Here is a 19,391-nt window from a genome sequence, read left to right as displayed (position 1 = left end):
GAACATAGGGGCAATAATTGTCGCCGTGGTTTCGCACCGTGATGTCGAGGTATGGGTCCCAACCGCCCCCAGCCCCCGGGTTGCGTGTCTTGAGCAGCTCTACCCCCAGGACCATGGACCCCGAGACGAACCCAGACAGTCCGTGCGCAGTGACCGTGACGGTTCCGGAGTCAAATAGCGGGTGCGGCCCCACCCAGTAGCCCGCGGCCCCGCCGGGAGGGATCTGATCCGTATTGAAAATGAGTGCATTGAAGAGCGTTACCGACGCCATTGACTCTCCTTCGACTTTCGGTCGTATGCCTGCGATGATCTGAGCGCCAACCTATGTAATCGGGTCGGTCTTTCGTTTACAGAACTGACCGAAACCGTTACAGAACGCACTCCAGGTTTCCTCGCCGAAAGTAGCAGAGCATTTCACCTGCCTCACTCCGACTCACGGAGAGTTCTGATCTATTTCCCCGAAATAGACGGTCACCTCTTCGGGTGTCGGCCATGCCGGGCAGCCACGGACAACCCGGAAGGGAGAGGTTCTTGACCACGCCCTTCGTTCTAGCCATCGCGAGCTGCGGGCGAATGGAGAACCAGGCCGCCGTTCACCCAGGCGGCGGACCGGGTTCACCGCAAAAACGATTACCCAGGACGCCCATCGCGAGATGGACCAAGAGCCGACGTCACGACCCATCCGCCCACGACCTCACCAAGGATCTCCGCGCCGCGACCGCCGGACTTAAAGCGGGGGTTGTCGTCCCGGACAGCTCCGTTCAGCGGGCTGAGCCCTCGCGCCGCTGTTCGGCATTTCGAAGTCGGCGGCCGACCGGATCGTCGACCATCAGGTCGTCATAGACGCCGACACCCGCCTGGTCGTCGTGGTCGGCGAACCCCTGCCCGGTCACCGCAATGACTGCAGGGCGTGGGAGGAATCCGGCGCGAATGCCGCCGTGGGCAAGACCTTGACGATGGCCGACGGCGGCTGTCCGGGCACCGGGGTCCTTCGCCCATGAGCCCGTATAGCAATGACGGCGAGCCCTGGCCGGGGGTGATCGACGAGGTCCCTGAGCTGTACAAGCCCTTTGTCGAGGAGCCGGCGCTCACTGACGAGGACGGCGTGCCCGTCACGACGGCCTGCTTGTGGCGGGAAGCGACGGATGATCGGTGGCACTACGGGACGATCGGCTTCCCTGGGGGCGCTGTCGATCGCGCCGCAGATTCCGACGCCCGGGCTCGCGGTGACAAACGGCCATGACGGCCATATCGACGTATTGGGCAAAATCCGCTTCTTCCGTCAGGTCGTCATTACCGTCCAGGCGGGCGTGGGCAAAACCCGGGCACAGAACGAGGCGATATCGAAGCAACCGTTCTGCGATGGCCGCCGTCTCCACAGCACGACAGTGGTGTCGTGATCATCACGGCTTTGCGGTGGCGTCAAACCGCCCGCTGTCCTACCCGATGGGGAGAAAAATTGAAGAACATACGTCGCGTTCTGATTGTTTCCGCTGCAGGCGCCATCGCCGCTTCGTCTCTGGCACTGGGAGCCGGTTCGGCCTCCGCCGCCACCGCCAGCCCTCGCCTCTTCAGCAGCGCCGTCGCCTGTCAGACCGCGGGCAACACCTGGGCTCAGCAGGGGAAGATCACGGGCTTCCGATGTGCCCAGACCAAGGACAACGCATGGGCCCTCTACACCTGGTAGACCCTGCTCGGTAAGGGGAGGGAGTGCGGACGCACCCCCTCCCCTTCATCAGGAAAGCGGCACCGGACCGCTCGCCGCATTCGTGAGACATCTGGATGCATCAGGATGCATCCGGCTACATCCGCTATGCGAATATCTCGGCGCCTCGCAAATGACGGCAGGTGACCCCGCTCGCCCATCCGCCGGGGATTACGGGACAGCCCTTAGGGTGTCGCCATGTTGCAGCTACCGCCTGGCCCAGAGGACGCAGTCACGACCAGGGAAGATCTGGTGGCCTTCATCGCCCACCTCCGCAACGACTTCGCAGAACGAGGCGAGCAGTGGGAGAACCCCACTCTGGACCGTTTCCTGGATGCACTGGCCAGCTGGATCGATGCCTCGCCCGGCTGGTACAAGAACGTCCAGCAGGAAATGCCCCCACATGGGGACTGGACGTTTTTCGCTCGCGCGCTGGGCGCCGCGGTCGTCTACGAGTGACCAGGCACCGCAGCCAGCCGCCAACGGCCCTCTGTGACCGACTGACCAGCTCACCAGATCCTCAATGCCCCCTCAGCCGAGAGTTCGGGCCGAAGAGGTCGTGCCAGATCCGTGCCAGGTCGTGTGGGGAACCGCAGGTCAGCCCATCAACTGCCTTTAAAAGAACCGAGCTTCCCAAGCTGAGGGCTCAGTGCTGACGCTCTGCTGCGCAGCGGTGAGGACGGACGGCCTGTCCCGGAGCCCCGTGCCCGGGCGGCCGCGAGTCCCGGCTACCGGTGATCAGGTGTGGCTGATCAGACGGGGATCCATTCAGGCCACGATGGCGGAACGTTGCTCGCGGGGCAGAGGCCGGAGTCGCCGGGATAGCCGTCCAGCGTTCCTCGGGTCGCGAAGAACCACCATGCCAACCCCACCGTCGCAACAACCGCCAGCAGCGTCGGCAGTGAGGCGCGGACCGCCGTTGGCGCGCGAAGCACCAGGCGTCGGCCGATGGCCCGAGCCACGAGCCCGACGAGTGCTTCGGCTCCCACGACAAGAGGGAGCAGGAAGTTGAGTTCGAAGCGTCCGCCGGCGTCGTAGCCCGCGTCGCAGTATGCGCGCGCCCAGACGGTCAGGGACCAGGCGACGCAGCCCATGGCGGCTCCGAACAATGCGGAGCCCGCCCAGGGGAGACAGGATGTGGATCTCGGCTTGGCTGTGTGCACGACATGACACGACATCGAACGCACCGTTCACGGTTCCGAGATGCGCGGGGGTAAGCGTCTGACTGCGTGACGACGCTGATCGAAGGACGGAACCGACCCCGCATCACCCGGACCGGCCGGAACCTGCTCCGCGCAGGTCGCGTTCGAGGGTTTCCGAGCCAAAGGCATGAACCAGTCTCTCCACCGCATGAGCAAGCCACAGCCTCGCCCTAGAGGGAGCCGGCGCCGCAGCGCACAGCGAAGTCCCGACGACCGTCGGCAGCGGAAGTCAGCTCCCGAGAGCCCCTCACGCATGGTCACAGCAGAAATGCGGGCATGGATCGCAAGGACACAGGGACTGGGTGCCGCGCGCGTCGCAGGTCTCGTACGGCAGGTCGAGGCGGAGGCCGCCGCGCTGCGTGAGAAGGCGTCCGCCGAAGCAGCCGAAGAGGCCGCGGGGATCCTCAAGGACTGGCCGGCACAAGGCGAGCGGCTCCACCCGGACCGCCGGAACTCAAGACAGCCTCCGGCGGGGGATCGGCCGGCACCGGGATGGAGGGGGTGCCGTTCGCGACCGCGGGTCCGTAGTGGTGCGCGCGAGGAGCTCCCGTCCGGGGTGAGCGGTGGGAAGAGTGGGCCAGTGGCAGGCCCAGAACCGCGACGGGAGATGATCCGCTCATGCGCATACGACGAGAGGCCCGCTGGGTCTTGTGGGGGCTGTGGCTTGCGTGTCTGGTGTTCACCATCTGGTTCTTCGCGGAGGTGATCACGCTGTTCCTGCAGGCCGAGTCCTGGTGACGCGGCGAGGTGCCGTGTCGCTCCCGTGCCGCTCCCGTACCTGAACGGACGGGGACTCACGGGGACTCGGGGTTCGCCAGGGTGTGTACCGCCCCACGCCACCCAAGGCAGGGAATCCCCAGGTCACCCTGTGATCGCCCGACCTCGCTCCTGAAGCGGTGGTACGCGACGCGTGCGAGACGTGCCGGCGTGGGGAGGCGCCGACTACGACGCGAGGCTCAGGCCCGGAACGACCGGAATGACCGTCGCTGACCGAACAGCCACGGACGTCGCCGGCCGAGGCTCTCCCTTCGCTTCATCCTGCGCGAGGCGCGCCGGCGCAGTGGGCGGCTCGGAGAGGGGTGACGTGCCGTCTTCGATCGCCTCCGCGGGCGCCCCGCCGACAACTCCGGAGGGGCGCCCGCCCTTTCGTGCTACTCGGTGCGCAGGGCGGCGGCAGTACGGGTCCGGGCGGCCCAGCCGGCCGGCAGCAGCGCGCCCAGGACCGCGATGGCCAGGCCGCCGAGCGCGAGCAGGGTCAGTTCGGGCGTGTGGTAGACGGCGATGACTGAGTCCGGGAGGTTCAGCCCGGCGCTGTGACCCATGGCAGGCACGATCCAGCCGTGGAGGACGACGCCGAGCGGCACGCCGAGGGCGCCGCCGGCCAGTCCGGTCACGAGGATCGAGGCGATGACCATCGTGATGGTCTGCCGGGGTGTCATGCCGAGAGCTTTGTGGATGCCGAGGTCGCGGACGCGTTCGCGGGTGTCGAGGACGACACCGTTGAGGACGCCGAGGGCGGCGACGGCGACGAGCATGAGGGTGAGGATCGCGGACAGTGCGTTGAGGGTGAGGGCCACGGAGCTGCTGCGGTCTGGGCCGCCCACCTGGGCGGTGACCCCCAGTGGTGTGAGGTCCTTGTTCAGCGCGGCGGCGTAGGCGGTCGTGTCGGTGCCGGACTTCACCGCGATGTGGTGGGTGGTGTCCGTCAGATCGGGGTGCGCGGCCGTGAGGGTCTCGGCGTCGGTGAAGGCTTCCATGCCGTCGTTGCGGGTGTCGAGGACCTCGCCGACGATCCGGACCGTGACGGCCTCACCGAGACCGTCCAGCCTGACGGTGTCCCCGATCCGGGTCCCGGTGGTGCGCAGGAAGGGGGTGGGCACCACGGCCTCGCCGGGCCTCGCGAACCAGCGACCCGAGATCATCGTGTAGCCGCCCCAGGAGGCGTCGCCGGTGAAGGCGATGACGGCGGTGGTGCCGGCCGTCCCGGAGACGGTCGCCCGTGCCGTCGCGCTGGAGTAGTACTTCGCGGTCCCGGGCTGGGCGTCGATCGCCGCGGCGACCGCGGCGGGGTCCGCCGGGGGCTCCGTCCGGGGCATCGGGCCGTCGGGGCCCGGCTCGGCCAAGGGCGCGGCCACGGTCACATCGGCGACGTCGTGCGCCCTGGCCTTCGTCACCTCGCCCAGTGACGCGCCCAGACCGACGGTGAAGGTGACGGCGGTGGCGCCGAACACGATCGCCGTGCCCATGGCCAGGGCGCGGGCGGGCCGGACGAAGGGCCGGGCCAGACCCAGGCTGATCGGCCGCGGCAGCGGGAGCCGTCCGGCCAGGCGAGCCGCCCGCCGGCCGCGGCCCGGCCGCGCGGCTCGTCCCACGGCGATCGCGTCGACCGTGCGCAGCCGCCCGGCCCGCCACGCGCTCGCCCACGCCGTCACCGCCACCAGGCCCAGCACCCCGGCGATCACCGCCGCGTCGACCCAGGGGGCGACGGCCAGGGACGTCGAGCCGTAGACCTCCTCGGTCTCGGCCAGTACCGGGACGGCGAGCAGATGACCCGTGACGACGCCGAGCGCGGCGCCGACCGCGGCGGGGACCAAAGCCTGTCCCACATAGGCCCGCACCACCTGGGCCGGCGTGAAACCGACGGCCTTGAGGATGCCGATCCGCCGCGTCGCGGCGCCGACGGCGGCCACGACCACGTTGCCGACGACGAGTACCGACATGACCAGGCCCAGTGCGCCGAACGCGAGGAGGAACGGGACGAAGAGCGCCGTGTCGCGCTCGACGGTCTTCTTGACGGTCAGCCAGGACTGCTCCCCCGCCACCGCTCCCCGGGGCACGGCTGCCGTCACGGACTCCCGGCCGTGGGCGATCTGTGCGGCGGTGTCGGCTGCGGTGAACCGGTAGAGCATCTGGTAGCCGCCGGCACCGCCGGACGCGGTGAGCGCGTCCATCTGGGAAGGGACCACCCAGAGGTCGGCGGTCCGGGTGACCGAGCGGGCCACGCCGACCACCTTCAGCGTCGGGTCGCCTGGCAGCGCGGGGAAGGTGAGCCGCAGGCCGATGGTCGGGATGAGCGAGGCGTCGGCGGACAGCACGACTTCGCCGGGGCGGGTGGCCCATCGCCCGTCCATCAGCGTGATGTCGTCGACCTTTCCACCGGGCTCGGCACGGCCCACCACGGTCATCGGCCACCCGGGAGGGCCGTCGTCCGTGTGCGGGGTGACCGTCGCCGTACGGAACGGGCCGGACGCGGCGGCCACCCCCTGGGCCTCCACGGAGGCCGACACCTGTTCCGCGCCGGTCCGGCCGGCGTCGAACTGCACGGACAGGTGCGCGCCGTGCCGACGGGCGAAGGCGTCGTCGAACGGCGCGCTGGAGACCACCAGCAGGGTGCTGCCGAGGACGGACGCGGCCACCGCCATCATCGTGGCCAGAGCGATCACGGCGGTCGGAACCCGGCGGCGTCCCACACCCGAGCGCACCACCCTGCTCAGTGCGCTCATCGGGCGGACTCCGCGGCGACGGCGCCCGCGGTGGAGTCGGTGGGGCCGGTGGGGCCGGTGGGGTCGGCGGCACGGTCGGCGGTGATCCGGCCGTCGACGAGCTGGATCGTGCGCGTGGTGCAGGACCGGGCCAGGGCGAGGTCATGAGTGACCACGACGATGGTCTGACCGTCGGCGTTGAGCTCGGTGAGCAGTTGACTGACGTCCTCGCCGGAGGCCGTGTCCAGCGCGCCGGTCGGCTCGTCGGCCAACAGCAGCGGTGGCCGGTTCATCAACGCCCGGGCGACCGCGACGCGCTGCCGCTCGCCGCCGGACAGCCTGCCCGGGTAGGCGCCGGCGTGTCGGTCGACGCCGAGCACCTCGAGGAGTTCCGCCGCACGCCGGGATGCCTCGCCGCGTGCCATCCCCGCCAGTTGGGCGGGCAGGACGACGTTGTCGGCGACGGTCAGATCGTCGAGCAGGTTGAAGAACTGGAAGACCATGCCGATCTTGGCCCGCCGGTAGCGCGCCGAGGCCGCCTCGCCCAGGCCGTCCACCCGTACGCCGTCCACCGTGACCGTCCCCGTGTCCGGCCGGTCCAGCCCCGCGACCAGGTTGAGCAGCGTGGACTTGCCGCTCCCGGACGGACCGAGGACCGCGACCGCCTCTCCGGGCCGCACGGTCAGCGACACGTCGTGCAGGGCCGGCGGCCCGTCGTCGTATCTGCGGCTCACGTCGCACAGCTCGATCACCGGCGCGGTCATGGCAACTCCCTCGGTCCGTCCGTCTGGCCCGTCGGACGCTAGGTGCGCTCCGGGTGCGGGCGCGTCGGTCGGCCGAGGCATTTCCGTGGCGCGAAGGGATGAGGCGGTCCCGTGTCATCCCTGAGAAGTAGACGAGGGAAGGACGCGGGCGGCGCGCGGGTGGTCAGCGGGGAGGATTCCCCGGCGCCCGCGCGTCCGTGAGAATGCCCCAGTGATGAGCGCGTCAGTGGCACACCGGCTGGACGACGGGGTTGGGCGGCTGAAGCGCCTACTGCGAGGGGGAACGGGGGTGTCGAAGCACCCGCTGCGCGACGGGATCGGGCTGCTGCGGCACCCGACCGGCCCGCTGCCGCGCCCCACCCGGCGCAGTCTCGCCTTCGACGCGGTCCTGGTACTGGCCTTCGGCGTGGTCATTCTCAACTGGGCCGTGAACCAAGGGGCCGACCTGGTGCGCGGCTCCAACGACGGCATCGCGCCCCTGGTCCGCGCGACGGAAACGGGCAGCGTGATCGCCGCGGCGGCCCTGGCCGTCCTCGCCTGGGCCCCTCTGGCGCTGCGCCGCAGATACCCGCTGACCACGCTGTGGATCGTGACGAGCGCGGCCGTCCTGACACCGCACGACGCGCGGCGGCTCGTCTTCTACGCGTGCGTCGTCGCCGCCTACAGCGCCGCGGCCTACAGCCCCTACCGCGTGGCCACCCTGGCCAGCCTGCCGGTGCTGGTGCTCACGGTCGCCGGCGACACCGACGGGGTGATGGTCTCGCCGTCCACTCCCGTCCCCAACCAGTACGTCCCGCTGCTGATCCTCGTCCCCCTGCTCATGGCGACCGTCGGGCTGCGCACCTGGCGGCTCCGGGCCGACGAGAGCCGGGCGAAGATGTCCGTACTGGAACGCGAGCAGGCCGAGGAACTGCGCCGGGCGGCCGGGCGGGAGCGCGCCCGCATCGCCCGCGAGCTGCACGACGTCATCACCCACAACGTCAGCATGATGGTCATCCAGACCGGGGCGGCCCGCAAAGTCATGGACACGGCCCCCGACCAGGCCCGCGACGCCCTGCTGGCAGCCGAGGCCGGCGGCCGGGCGGCCCTGGCCGAACTGCGGCACGCCATCGGCCTGCTCACCATGGACGCGGACGACGGCGCCGATGCGGCCGCCACCGCGGACCTCGCCCCCCAGCCGGGTCTCGACCAGCTGGAATCCCTGATCGCCCGCGTGCGGCACACCGGCGTCCCGGTCACGCTCTCCGTCACCGACGTGCCGCACGACGTGCCCGCCGGAATCGGGCTGGCCGCCTACCGCGTCGTCCAGGAGGCGCTGACGAACACGGTCAAGCACGCCACCGGCGCCAGCGCGACGGTGACCGTCACACACGAGGCCGACCACCTCCGCGTGGAGGTCGCCGACACCGGAGGCAGCCCGTCCGCATCCGCGGCCACCGGCAACGGCCGCGGGCTGATCGGCCTGCGCGAGCGCCTGGCCGTCTACGACGGCACCCTGCACACCGGCCGGCGTCTCACCGGCGGCTACCGCGTCACCGCACTCATCCCCCTGGAGACACCGTGACCGCCCCTCTGCGCGTGGTCGTCGCCGATGACCAGGCGCTGGTCCGCACCGGCTTCCGGATGATCCTCACAGCCGACGGCATCGACGTGGTCGCCGAGGCGGCAGACGGAGTCGAGGCCATCGGCGCGGTCCGGCGCACCCGGCCCGACGTCGTCCTGATGGACATCCGGATGCCCGAGCTGGACGGTCTGGAGGCCACCCGCCGCATCCTGACCGACGCTGGATCCGACGCTCCTCGTGTGATCATCCTGACCACGTTCGACCTCGACGACCTCGTCTACGCCGCCCTCTCCGCCGGGGCCAGCGGCTTCCTCCTCAAGGACGTCACCCCCGAACACCTGGTCTCCGCGGTCCGCATGGTCCGCTCCGGCGACGCACTGCTCGCACCCGCCATCACCCGCCGCCTCGTGGAGCGGTACGCGCGCCGGGCCGCGGGCGCCGGGGCGGCCGTCCGGCAGGACCCGGGCTTCGAAGCCGCCGCGCTCCACCGCGGTCTGGCCACCCTGACCCGACGTGAACTCGAGGTCCTGCGTCTGCTCGCCCAGGGTCTGAGCAACGCCGAACTCGCCCGCCGGCTCCACCTGGCCGAGACCACCGTCAAGACCCACGTCGGCCGCGTCCTCGCCAAACTCCGGCTCCGCGACCGGGTCCAGGCCGTCGTCCTCGCCTACGAGACCGGACTGGTGAGCCCCACAGCGCGCCGGGGCACGCCCCTCGGCGCCGACGACTGGACCGCCAGGGACGACGAAGACTGACGACGGAGACTGACGACGAAGACTCATGACGCGACGCCCTTGACCGTGCCGCGCGCAAGGGATTCGTCGGCTGGGGCCCATCAGTCAGTCAGCTGCAGGGCCGCTCGCTTGTCCGAGCCGTCCCACCCGCCCGTGGTCCTCCATACGACGTGCACTCCGAAGACGTCCCGTACCGCGGCGGGCGCCCAGTCCTCCGTGGGCGGCTCGGACAGGACCAGGTACCGGCGGTCAGCGGGGCGGGGTTCGATGTGGTCGAGTTCCAGGAGGCGCATCGCTCCCGCGCGCAGGTCCGTGTAGCCGGACCGGCCGGCGCCGAGCACTTCATAGTGGACGAGACCGCTCCGGCCGTCCAGGATCACATCGGCCACGGGGGAATCCGAGGGGCGAAGTCCTGCTCGCAGCAGTGCGGCCTTCAACTCGAAGCGCACGGCCTCATGGGTGTTGCAGTCCCTGTCGGCCTGCGCCGCGATGGCCGTTTCCCGCGCGAGTGCCTCGCTCCACGCTGCACGTCCGTCGGACGGGGCGGTGCTGATGTCCAAGGGAGCGGCTGTGTCCATCGGGTCGGTGTCCTTCTTCTCGTGTGTCTTCCCAGGCTCCGCCGGTGAAGCCGTGATCGCCTCGAGTACCGCGATCGCCCCAGGTGCCGTGACCGATTCAGGTGCCGTGATCGATTCAGATGCTGTGCCGGGCTCGGGTTCCCGTTCGGTGTCGACTCGACGGTGCATCTCGTACCGGGCCTGGGTGAGAGCGTCGGCCCAGTGACTGAACGCCGGGTCGTCCGCCAGAGCGGCTCGCAGGCTGGGAACGTCCGACGTGACCGCTTGACGCGTGCGCTGGGCGAGATCCGCCAGATCGCTCAGGCGGTCCCGGTCCGCAGAGCCCAGCAGGCGCCAGACGTTCAGCCAGTCGACCCGGTCACGGCGCAGGCAACGGTTCGCCATGCCTTTCAGCTCGGAGAGGTGGGACGCGGCCTCGGGCGGAGGCGTGCCGTCACCCCGGGCGAGGTCGTGCAGGACGCCGAGTGCGGCCTCGTAGCGGGGCGCCATCCGGGCGGTGATGGGTCGGCGGCCGAAGTCGCCGGCCGAGATCAGGCTCACCTGTCCCTCGTTCCTCGTCACCCAGCCGTCCAGTCGGGAGCCTGCGGTCGGGGCGGGCTCGCCGTGCCGGGGGACGAGGAGAAGGGTGCGCTCCGTTGTCGGTGCGAGGGCTTTGACCTTCCAGTGAGGTCCGGGGCCGGGGCCGAGCACACGCACCTCGACGGAGGTTCCGACCGGAAGCTCCTCGGCGGCGGAGGCATCGGTGCTCGACCGTGCCCCCGCAGGTGATGCGGCGGGCGCCGGCTGCGGGGAGGTCGCGGAGACTCCGGACTCCACGCCGTCGTCGGCCGCACCGAGTTCGTTCGGCAGCGGAGTCGTGTGCAGGACGGTCAGGGTCTGGGTGCTCCGGGTCAGAGCGACGTACAGCTGGCGCAGTCCCGCGGGACCGCGGTCGGCGATGGTCGTCGGCTCCAGGACCACCACATGGTCGAACTCCATGCCCTTGGCCTGAGCGGCGGGGAGCACGGACACCGTCCGGACCTTCTCCTCGGTCATGCCGTCCACGCTGTCGACGCGGCGGCGAACCTCCTCCAGCCAGTCCGAGTCGTCGGGCACGATGACGGCGATCGACCTCGGGGACCGCCCGTCATCGGTGCCGACGAGGCGGGCCGTGCAGGTCGCCGCCTCGTCCAGCAGTCCCCAGGGGGTCGTCGGGACGAGCCGTACCGCGTCACCGCCGGCCCGTCGCACAGCCGTCGGGTAGGGCAGGGAGGGCGCGACGGCTCGGGCCAGAGGCGCCACGAACTCCATGATCTCCGCCGGCACCCGGTAGCTGGTGTTCAGCTCCGTCACGCGCCAGTTTCCCTGGTCGGACAGGAGTCCGCCCAACTGGTCCCAGGCGGTGTAGGAGTGTGGCCCGGTGGCCTGGGCCAGGTCGCCGAGTACGGTCATCGAGCCGGTCGGGCAGCGCCTGTGAAGGGACCTCGCCTGCATCGGAGTCAGGTCCTGGGCCTCGTCGACCACGATGTGCCGGTACCTCCGCGGGGTCTCGCCCGCGATGAGGAAGCGCAACTCCTCCAGACACACCAGGTCGTCGACGGTCCAGGGCTCTTCGGCGGCGCTCTCGGCCTTCGGCCGCTGAAGGGCCGCCTGCTCACCGCCTTCGAGGAGCTGCGCGGCGCACTCGCTCAGTCTGGTGGGTGAGTTGAGCAGGCTGCGCAGCGCTTCCTCGGGGCTCAGCGAAGGCCATGTCCTGTCGACGAGGGCTGTGACCTGCCGATTGCGCTCCAGGTCGCGGCGCACGGTCGTGTCCCTGCTGCGGCGCGGGGCGATCCGGACGAGTTCGCTCAGGAGCCGGTCGACCAGCAGAGTACGGAACCGGTCCCTGCGCGCCCGATAGGCTCCGGCGCCCTCGTGGGCGTCCTGGAGGAGGCCGAGCACCTCCGAGCGCGGCAGACGCAAGGACGCGCTCCCCACGGCGACGACGAAGGCCGGCTCGTCCTGAGCGTGGGAGGGCGGGGAAACAAGGGAATCGAGGGCTTCGGGCCGGCACTCGCTCTCCACTCGCTCTCGCAGCACGGCCGCCATCCGTTCGTCGGACTTCACCAGCCGGGCGGCGACGGAGTCCGTGCCCCGGACCTCCCCTTCCCAGAGGAAGGCCAGTTGTACGGCGGTGACGTTGCGGGTGCCGAGGGTGGGCAGGACGCGCCCCACGTACTCCAGGAAGTTCTGGTGCGGTCCCACGACGAGGATGTCCTGTGCGCGGAAGTGGTCGTTGTTGACGAGCCAGGTCACGCGGTGCAGACCGACCGCCGACTTCCCCGTGCCGGGTCCGCCCTGGATGACGAGGATGTCCGCGGGTGAACCGGTGACCAGTGCCATCTGGTCACGTCTGATCGTCTCGACGATGTCACGCATCCGGCCGCTGCGGGAGCGGCGCAGTTCGCGCAGGAGGAACTCGTCGACCGGTTGCGGCTTCTTCCGCTGTCTGCGGACGACATCCCGAGGCGACAGGACACGACGCGGCTGTCCGTCGTCGCCTCCGGCGGGCTGGTCGGCGGTCTCGTCCCGCGTCTCCGGGGGTTCTGCCGTTCCAGGGGCCTCGAACGGAGCGACGTCCTCCTCGAAGGCCGGCGGTACGGCGGCATCCCGCCGGGGCGCCCGCGAGCCGGTGCGCGATTCCGCCGCCGGGACGATCTCGTCCAGGAAGTCCTCGACCGTACGCTCGGCGCAGCGAAGCCGGCGCCGCAGGAGCACCTCACCGGGCTTCTCCGGCTGGGCGTTGTGCCAGCGCACGGCGATCGGGTTGGTCCAGGAGACCACCACCTGATCGCGGGTCTCGGTGTCGAAGACATGACGTCGCCCGATGTAGAACGTCTCCGGCTCGGTGTCGCCGTTCTCCTGGACATCGACCCGGCTGACGACCAGAGCCTCTCCCCCGAGACCGCCGTACTCCTCCGCCGTGGTCTCCGCTCCCTTGCGGACGGCGATGCTGTCCTTGCCGCTCGCGGACGCCGTCGCAGCCGACTGGGAGGTCATCTCCGCGAGCCGCGCCTCGTAGCAGTCGTATGCGCGGTCGACGGCCTTCTGCTCCGTGGCGATGACCGTGTCTCGTGATGTCGTGCTCACGTGTGCCCCCTCCTGACAACGCTCCTCGCGCTGCCGCGGGCCAGTGCCCGCCTCCCCTGTCACAGAACTAGCAGAAACCGCCGGTCGAGCCGCGATCATTCGGACAACAACCCCACGGTCGGGCTGACTTCGGTACTCCACGCCCGCACCTGCTCCTCCGTGAGCCCGAGTCCGTACCCCGGGGGCGGCGAGCGGCGGTCAGCTCTGTGTGCCGGTCAGGATGCCCAGCAGGGTGAGGGTGACGAAGGCCGCGCTCCAGGCCATCGCGTGGCGGATGCAGCGGTACTTGATCCAGACCGTGTGGGACAGGATCGTCAACTGGCTGAGGTCGCGGTCCAGGGGGTCGGTGTGGCGTACGGCCTCTTCGAGGAGGAGGCCGGAAGCCGCCGCGCTCACGTCGCCGAAGTAGTGCGCGCGGGAGCCTTGCGGGCGGCCGACGCGGGGGGTCATGGCCAGGCCGAGCAGGACGAGGGACATCAGGCAGGTGATGCAGCCGGCCCAGAGCAGGACCTGTGCGATCACGGCGTAGTGACGGGGTTCGATGATGCCGCTGCAGATCGCGCCGAGCAGGGCGGTGAGCGCTGCGCCCAGGGACGCCAGGAGGAAGCCGGCCTTGTTGTCGGCCTTCATCAGCTCCTCGCGTACCTCGGTCAGCAGGGTCCGTGCGAGTCGGGCGTCACGAACGGGTTCCGTCGCGCCCTCGCCTGTGGCCATGTTTCCCCTCTCTTCGGGCAGGGGCCGCCCCGGTGTGGGACCGGGGCGGCCGGGTCGCCGGGTCTCGTCAGACGCTGGAGCTGCGGCGGAGTTCCTCCTCCAGCGCGTTCACCGCCTGTCGGACGCGGATGTTCATCGCGGCCGTGTGCTCGCGCAGGGCGGCCTCCGACTCCGCCCGGTTACGCCGGATCTCCTGCTCGATGGCGTCCTGGGCGATCTCGAAGTCGGCCAGGGCCCGGCGTTCGTCGAGCCTGACCTGCTCGCCGTAGATCCGGACCGCGCTGTTGCTGTGGATGGTCAGCATCTGGTCGTAGGAGTTCTCGCGGCTGAAGAACTTCACCAGCACGGGGAGCATGTCGAGCAGGACGAAGAACAGCCGGATCATCCAGATGCCCACGAGGACCACCGTGTTGCCGCCGGCGAGTTCGTCCAGGGCCTGGATGCGCTCCAGGGCCCCGATCTCCTTCTGCTTGGCGCGTTCCTCGGCGATCCGCTGCTCGATGCCGGTGGAGCGGGCCTCGAGGAAGTCGCCGCGCGCGGAGGTCAACCGGCCCTCGATGCTCGTGATGCGGCTGTTCAGGCCGGCCAGCCGGGTCTCGTCCTGTTCGGTGTGGTGGGTGGTCCGGTAGTCGCGGGCCTTCTCCCGCAGCCGGACGCATTCCGACGACCGCTGGTACAGGCCGGTGGCGGCGATGCGGATCAGCTGACGGCACTCGTCGCGCACCTCGCTGTCGATCGCCTCCAGCCGGGTGGCGTCCCGGTCCACCCGCTTCTGGAGTTCGGTCGCGTCCGCGCGCAACACGGCCAGCTCGTCGGCCTGTTGGCCCGGGGTCAGGGCGAAGGACAGCACGTACTCGGTGGCGCAGTCCTTCGGCGCGGTGACCGTGGTGGTGCTCGGCACGGGGTTGCAGCGGACCAGGTTCGACCTCAACCTGTCGATGTCGCCCATGCGTTGCTCGGCGACATGCTCCTCCACGGCCGTCGCGAAGATCCTCAGCACCAGAGGTTCGGCGATCACGACGCCGAGCATCACCGCGATCAGCAGACGCAGCGCGAACGGCCCGACCTGGCGTCGTGCGTTGGGCTGCGGGGTGACCAGCAGACGGTCGAGGTTGAGTACGAACAGCATCCAGATCACGGTCGGGATCACCGCCAGGAAGGACACCCTGCCGAGCGCCTCCGTCGCGAAGTTCCACATGGAGAACGCCGCGATGACGGAGGTGCCGAGCACCACTCCGCCGAGTGCCGTGTACTTGGCGCGTTCGTGCCGTGTCCGGTCGAGGAGTTCCTCGCTGACGCCGCTCAGGGCGCGCAGTCGTGCGGAGAGGTCGACGGACCTGCGGGGCCGTGGGTCAGTCGACAAGATCTTCCTCGTTCTGGACGAAGCCCTCGCGCCGGTCCTTCAGCGGCCCCGCCTGCTCCCGCCGCGCCGACGCGGCACGGCCGGCCGGTCCCGGCTCCACCATGGGGGCCTCGGTCGCGCCGGAGCCGATGCCGGGGCGGCCGCCCGTCTCCCGCAGGACCTGCTCGAGGACCTGGTGGTAGTCGACGTAGTCGCCGCTGCCGCCCATCTGCCGCAGCAGGGTCAGCACCATGTCGCGCCGCATCTGCCCCTCGGCCGTCTCCCGCGCCCGCGCGTGGGCCCGGTCGGCGGCGTCCTCCTCGCGCCTGCGGGTCGCCTCCTCGTCGGCGGCCCGGTGGATGCGGGCCGCGGCCTCGGTGACCTCGATCTCCTGCCGCGCTATCCCGAAGGCGTCCACGTGGTCGGAGCCCTGAGCCAGCACATCGGCGATCCGTGAGGCGGTCTGGGTGTCCAGGTCCAGCTTGAACTGGCTGAGTTGGCCGGTACGACGCTCGTTGCGCAGGGTCTCCTCCCAGGCGCGCAGACTCTCCGACGTACGCACCTCGGCGCTGACGAACTCCACGGTCATGCCCGCCACCCGCGGGGGCACCACCGCGCTGTAGGCGGTCATCCGGCGGGCGACCTCGGCCCGGACGGCGTTGATCTCCTCCACCCGGTGTCCCGCGCTCACCTTCGGAAGGTCGCCGTCGCCGAGCAGATAGGCGCGCAGGGGTACGGCGACGTCGATGACCCCCTGCCGGGCGATGACCGTCGGGTCGGTCACCTGGCAGGTGAAGGTGGCGCTGATCGTGAAGTTGTCCGCCTCGCTCACCGAGGGGAGTTGCCGCTCGACCTCCACCAGCCGGGCCCGGGTGTCCACCAGGCTGACCGAGGAGGCGTCGAGCACGTCCGGATGGGACGGGTCGAAGACCATGCCCTCGGGGAAGGAGCGGTAGTTGCCGCCGACCCTGAAGACGTAGACCGCGCCGGGCGGCAGCGACGGCACGTCGTCACGGCGTCTGCGCCGTGACCACCAGCCGCCCTGGATCGTGTCCAGGACGTGCTCGGCGATGACCGGGTAGTTCACTTGCTTCGGCCTCCTTGGGCAGAGGAAGAGAGGGCTGGGGAAGAGGCGGCGGGGGTGCGCCCGCGCAGTGATTCGACGAGCACGCGGGCCAGTTCGCGGGTGCCGGGGATCGAGAAGTCGGGATCCCGCAGGGCGTTGGAGAGGGCATGGGCGAGCGCGTTCCACTGCCGGGCGCTCGTCTCGGCCTGCATCGCCTCGCCGAGCCGGCGCACGGCGTCGGTCGCGGCGGGGTCGTCGCGCAGATGGACCAGGGTGCGGCACAGGGCGCGCACCGCGCGGCGGCGGAAGTTGCTGAGGAGGACGACCGCCCACAGGGGTCCCAGGTGGCGGGCGCTGTCCGGAGTGTGGCGCAGCAGCGCCGCGGGGACCGGTCCGGGCCCCTCCAGCCGTTCGGCTTCGAGGAGTTGCATGATGGTCCGCAGCGCGTCGAAGCGGTCCTTGGACCGTGGTGCGGTCGACGCCACGCAGGTGCGCGCGTACCGCAGCGTGAGCAGGGCGCGTTCCGGCTCCTGTTCGGCGGTCTGCAGCAGCAGCACCAGGGAGCGACGCGCGGCGAACGCGATGCGCTCTCCGCGCCCGGTCAGGAACCAGAGCCAGTTGAGCGCCTCCAGCCGGTAGAGCGAGCCGAGCCGTCCGGTGAGCGCCATGGCCGCGGTGACGGCCCGGCCCGGCCCGTTGTCGTCCGCCCAGCGCAGGACGATGTTCAGCGCCTGCGGTGCGAGCTGGTCGACGTCGCACATGAACTGCAGGGTCAGCGCGGCCGTGACCCGCTGGCTGGTGATCCCCTCGGCCCAGTTCCGCAGCAGGTACTCCTCGACCTCGGGCAGTGCGTACCGGGCGAGCACGGCCGTGCCGCGGGCGACCTCCGTGCGGGCGTCCAGGTCGCCTTGCCGGGAGAGGTCGCCGAGCCACTGCCGCAGCGGGTACCACAGCTCGTACCCGTACAGACCGTGCAGTTCGCCGATGACGAGGTCGCGGATGCGGGGCGAGGCGAAGACGAGACGTCGTTCGCCGTGGGAGGCGTCCTGGCCGGGGCCGGGACGTCGTTCCACGTGGACGAGCCCGACGGCTCGCTCCTTCCAGCGGGCGCGGGACTGTTCGAAGCCGGCGCCGCGCGGCGCGAGCGCGGCGACGGCCTCCGGCTCGGCGACCGGTGTCTCGCCGCTCAGCTCCCAGTTGCGGACGTACGCGAAGAGCAGGGCGCACGCCTTCTCGAACGTTCGCTCGGGGACTCCCTCCACGAAGGCGAGGGCGGCCAACGGCAGCAGGTCGTCCGCGCCCGGCTGGGTCCGGAACCATTCCTGGACGCTTTTGCTGTCGCCGTCGCGGAGCGTCTCCAGGGCCGTCCGGGGGCTCTGGTCGAGGGCGACCGCCGCCGCCACGACGTCCGCCGGGCGCCGCTGTTCGGCGACGCTCTCCAGCAGCTCCTTCTCCGTGTCCGGGGCGATCTCGACGTACGGCAGTCGCTCCCGGCAGTGGCGGAAGAGTTCCACGGGGTCCGGGGTGCGCCACTGCACGCAGTGGTCCTTGAGCGCGAGTCGCCGCAGGCTCGTGCGGTCCGCGGTGATCACCAGGAAGGCGCCCTTGCGGCGCAGTTCCTCGCTCAGCCGCCCGATCTCGTACGCCTGCACCGCCTCGACGTTCGCCTCGCCGACGTAGTCGCGGATGACGTACGCCTGGCCCGCCTTGATGGACGTGGTGGTGGCCAGGTCGGCCAGCGCGTTCGCGGGGGACAGGCTGCGCAGCCTCGCGCCCTCGCCGGCGATCTCCCTGAGCAGCGCGAGGGCGCCCGCGCCGCGGCCGCAGTCGTCCTGCCCGGTCAGGACGACGAGGGAGTCGCTGCGGAGCCGGCCGAGCGCCTCGTCGAAGCAGGGCTGGGGGCGGACGTAGAAGCGCAGGGCCGCGTCCACCGTCTCGGGCTCGACGATGCCCGGCGCCAGGCCGGGCCTCGAGCCCGTGGCGAACCCGAAAGCCGCCCCGGAGGCGTCCACGGAGGCGTAGAAGTTGTTGTAGACGCGCTGCTGGACCCGCCGCAGGTCGTCATATCCCTTGCCGTCCTCGTCTCGGGCCTGGGCGTGCGCGTCCTGGCCGTCGGCCTCGGCGTGCTCCGCGGGATCCGGCGGCTCGCCGTCCTCGGCCTCGGCGTCCTCCGGAACCGAGGTGACCGGAGTGACCGGAGTAACCGGTGTGACCGGTGTGACTGGGGGTCCGTCGAGGCCGTCGTCCGGGTTCGGCCGGTCCGGGTCGTCGGCGGGGTCAGGCATCGGTGTTCCCGAAGCCGAACACGGCGTGGTGCGCGTCCACCGGGCCGGACATGTTGGTGACGCTGATCTGGTGCGCGTGGTAGCCGCCTCGCGGGCCCGCGTCGCCGTCGGGATGCGCCTTCGCGTCGGCGCGAGCCGGGGGCGCGTCGGCGGGAGTCGGGGGTGCGTCGGCGAAGGGTGGCAGGGAGGAGGAGGCGGGCACCGTGAGCCAGGCGGCGGACTCGTACTCCTTCTCCTTGACGGTGACGCGGCTGAAGTCCGAGGTCCGCAGGGTGGTGTGGCCGCCGGCCACGGTGGAGCGGAAGACGTCGTCGGACAGCATCAGGGCCAGGTCGGCGGTGCCGTGCGCGTCCAACGCGTCGTACAGCAGGCGGGAGTTGAGCAGTCGCGCGGTGACCACCACCGCGGTTCCGGCGAACCCGTTGTCGGCGAGTTCCACGGGGCCGTGGTGCACGGCGGCGCGCAGCCGCAGGCGGGCGGCCGCGGTCCGCTGCCCGTTGTAGTGGGACAGCTCGGACACCAGGTGCCGAAAGTAGTCGTCGACCAGGCGCGGCTCGTCACCGTTCATCGGCAGGACGGCGAGCTGTTCGTCGCCCTTGCGCTGGATCTGCCATTCCGAACGGTCGAGGCCGGCCCTCCTGGCCGCTCCGTCGAGAAGCCTGGGCAGATCGTGTTGCGTTTCGGACTGGGCCCGATCGTTCTTGCTTCCGTAGGACTGTGCGTCCACGGCTATACAGGTACAGGGGTAGTACCCGGACCACTCAACCACTCGATCATTCCTCTCTGGGCAGGCACTGCCTGCAATGCACTGCCCAGAGGCTAGGAGAGTTGGCTCGATCCGACTCCG

Annotated in this window: 13 protein-coding genes and 1 pseudogene; 5 read left to right on the top strand and 9 right to left on the bottom strand. The window is 70.7% G+C overall.

Translation table 11 applies throughout. The annotated features are described in order from the left end of the window. Positions 1-776: 776 nt before the first annotated feature. From OG562_RS23350 to OG562_RS23335, 3 genes and pseudogenes are all read left to right on the top strand, one after another. Positions 777-998: pseudogene (locus OG562_RS23350) on the top strand (IS5/IS1182 family transposase); the annotation flags it as partial. A gap of 147 nt (positions 999-1,145) precedes the next feature. After that, a complete protein-coding gene (locus OG562_RS23340) occupies positions 1,146-1,400 on the top strand; it encodes a hypothetical protein (protein ID WP_266409875.1) in 255 nt (84 codons plus the stop codon). A gap of 557 nt (positions 1,401-1,957) precedes the next feature. Then, a complete protein-coding gene (locus tag OG562_RS23335; RefSeq protein ID WP_266400856.1) occupies positions 1,958-2,164 on the top strand; it encodes a hypothetical protein in 207 nt (68 codons plus the stop codon). A gap of 293 nt (positions 2,165-2,457) precedes the next feature. On the opposite strand, the gene OG562_RS23330 is transcribed toward OG562_RS23335, so the two are convergent. The 3 genes from OG562_RS23330 to OG562_RS23320 form a co-directional block, all read right to left on the bottom strand. Then, complete coding sequence (locus tag OG562_RS23330) at positions 2,458-2,799, bottom strand: hypothetical protein (protein ID WP_266400854.1); 342 nt, start codon at positions 2,797-2,799, stop codon at positions 2,458-2,460. 1,259 nt (positions 2,800-4,058) lie between these two features. Then, entirely contained in the window at positions 4,059-6,410 is a 2,352-nt protein-coding gene (locus OG562_RS23325) for an ABC transporter permease (RefSeq protein WP_266400852.1), read from the bottom strand. Beyond that, positions 6,407-7,153 carry an ABC transporter ATP-binding protein gene (locus OG562_RS23320; RefSeq protein ID WP_266400851.1) on the bottom strand — a complete coding sequence of 249 codons (747 nt, stop codon included), beginning with the start codon at positions 7,151-7,153 and terminating at the stop codon, positions 6,407-6,409. The genes OG562_RS23325 and OG562_RS23320 overlap by 4 nt, the downstream gene beginning before the upstream one ends. Before the next feature lie 289 nt (positions 7,154-7,442). Between OG562_RS23320 and OG562_RS23315 the strand changes: the two genes are divergently transcribed. Together OG562_RS23315 and OG562_RS23310 are read left to right on the top strand one after the other, a co-directional pair. Beyond that, positions 7,443-8,717, top strand: coding sequence for a sensor histidine kinase (locus OG562_RS23315; RefSeq protein ID WP_266400850.1), 1,275 nt, complete (start codon positions 7,443-7,445; stop codon positions 8,715-8,717). Further along, positions 8,714-9,472, top strand: coding sequence for a response regulator transcription factor (locus tag OG562_RS23310; protein ID WP_266400849.1), 759 nt, complete (start codon positions 8,714-8,716; stop codon positions 9,470-9,472). Before OG562_RS23315 ends, OG562_RS23310 begins: the two co-directional genes overlap by 4 nt. 80 nt (positions 9,473-9,552) lie before the next feature. Here the strand turns inward: OG562_RS23310 and OG562_RS23305 are convergent, their stop codons facing one another. From OG562_RS23305 to OG562_RS23280, 6 genes are all read right to left on the bottom strand, one after another. Continuing rightward, a complete protein-coding gene (locus OG562_RS23305; RefSeq protein ID WP_266400848.1) occupies positions 9,553-13,137 on the bottom strand; it encodes an ATP-binding domain-containing protein in 3,585 nt (1,194 codons plus the stop codon). A 198-nt stretch (positions 13,138-13,335) separates the two neighbouring features. Then, complete coding sequence (locus tag OG562_RS23300) at positions 13,336-13,851, bottom strand: Pycsar system effector family protein (RefSeq protein ID WP_266400847.1); 516 nt, start codon at positions 13,849-13,851, stop codon at positions 13,336-13,338. A 67-nt stretch (positions 13,852-13,918) separates the two neighbouring features. Continuing rightward, positions 13,919-15,214, bottom strand: a complete 1,296-nt coding sequence (locus OG562_RS23295) for a DUF4407 domain-containing protein (protein ID WP_266400846.1) — start codon at positions 15,212-15,214, stop codon at positions 13,919-13,921. Continuing rightward, positions 15,204-16,280 (bottom strand): hypothetical protein, encoded by a 1,077-nt coding sequence (locus tag OG562_RS23290; RefSeq protein ID WP_266400845.1) that lies wholly within the window; start codon positions 16,278-16,280, stop codon positions 15,204-15,206. Before OG562_RS23290 ends, OG562_RS23295 begins: the two co-directional genes overlap by 11 nt. Then, complete coding sequence (locus tag OG562_RS23285; protein ID WP_266400842.1) at positions 16,277-18,544, bottom strand: hypothetical protein; 2,268 nt, start codon at positions 18,542-18,544, stop codon at positions 16,277-16,279. The genes OG562_RS23290 and OG562_RS23285 overlap by 4 nt, the downstream gene beginning before the upstream one ends. Next, positions 18,537-19,271 (bottom strand): hypothetical protein, encoded by a 735-nt coding sequence (locus OG562_RS23280; RefSeq protein ID WP_266400840.1) that lies wholly within the window; start codon positions 19,269-19,271, stop codon positions 18,537-18,539. The genes OG562_RS23285 and OG562_RS23280 overlap by 8 nt, the downstream gene beginning before the upstream one ends. Positions 19,272-19,391: the final 120 nt, after the last annotated feature.

This window comes from Streptomyces sp. NBC_01275, from assembly GCF_026340655.1.
Classification (GTDB): domain Bacteria; phylum Actinomycetota; class Actinomycetes; order Streptomycetales; family Streptomycetaceae; genus Streptomyces.
Note: the sequence above shows the minus strand (reverse complement) of the source record. Positions and strands in the feature narration are given on the sequence as shown.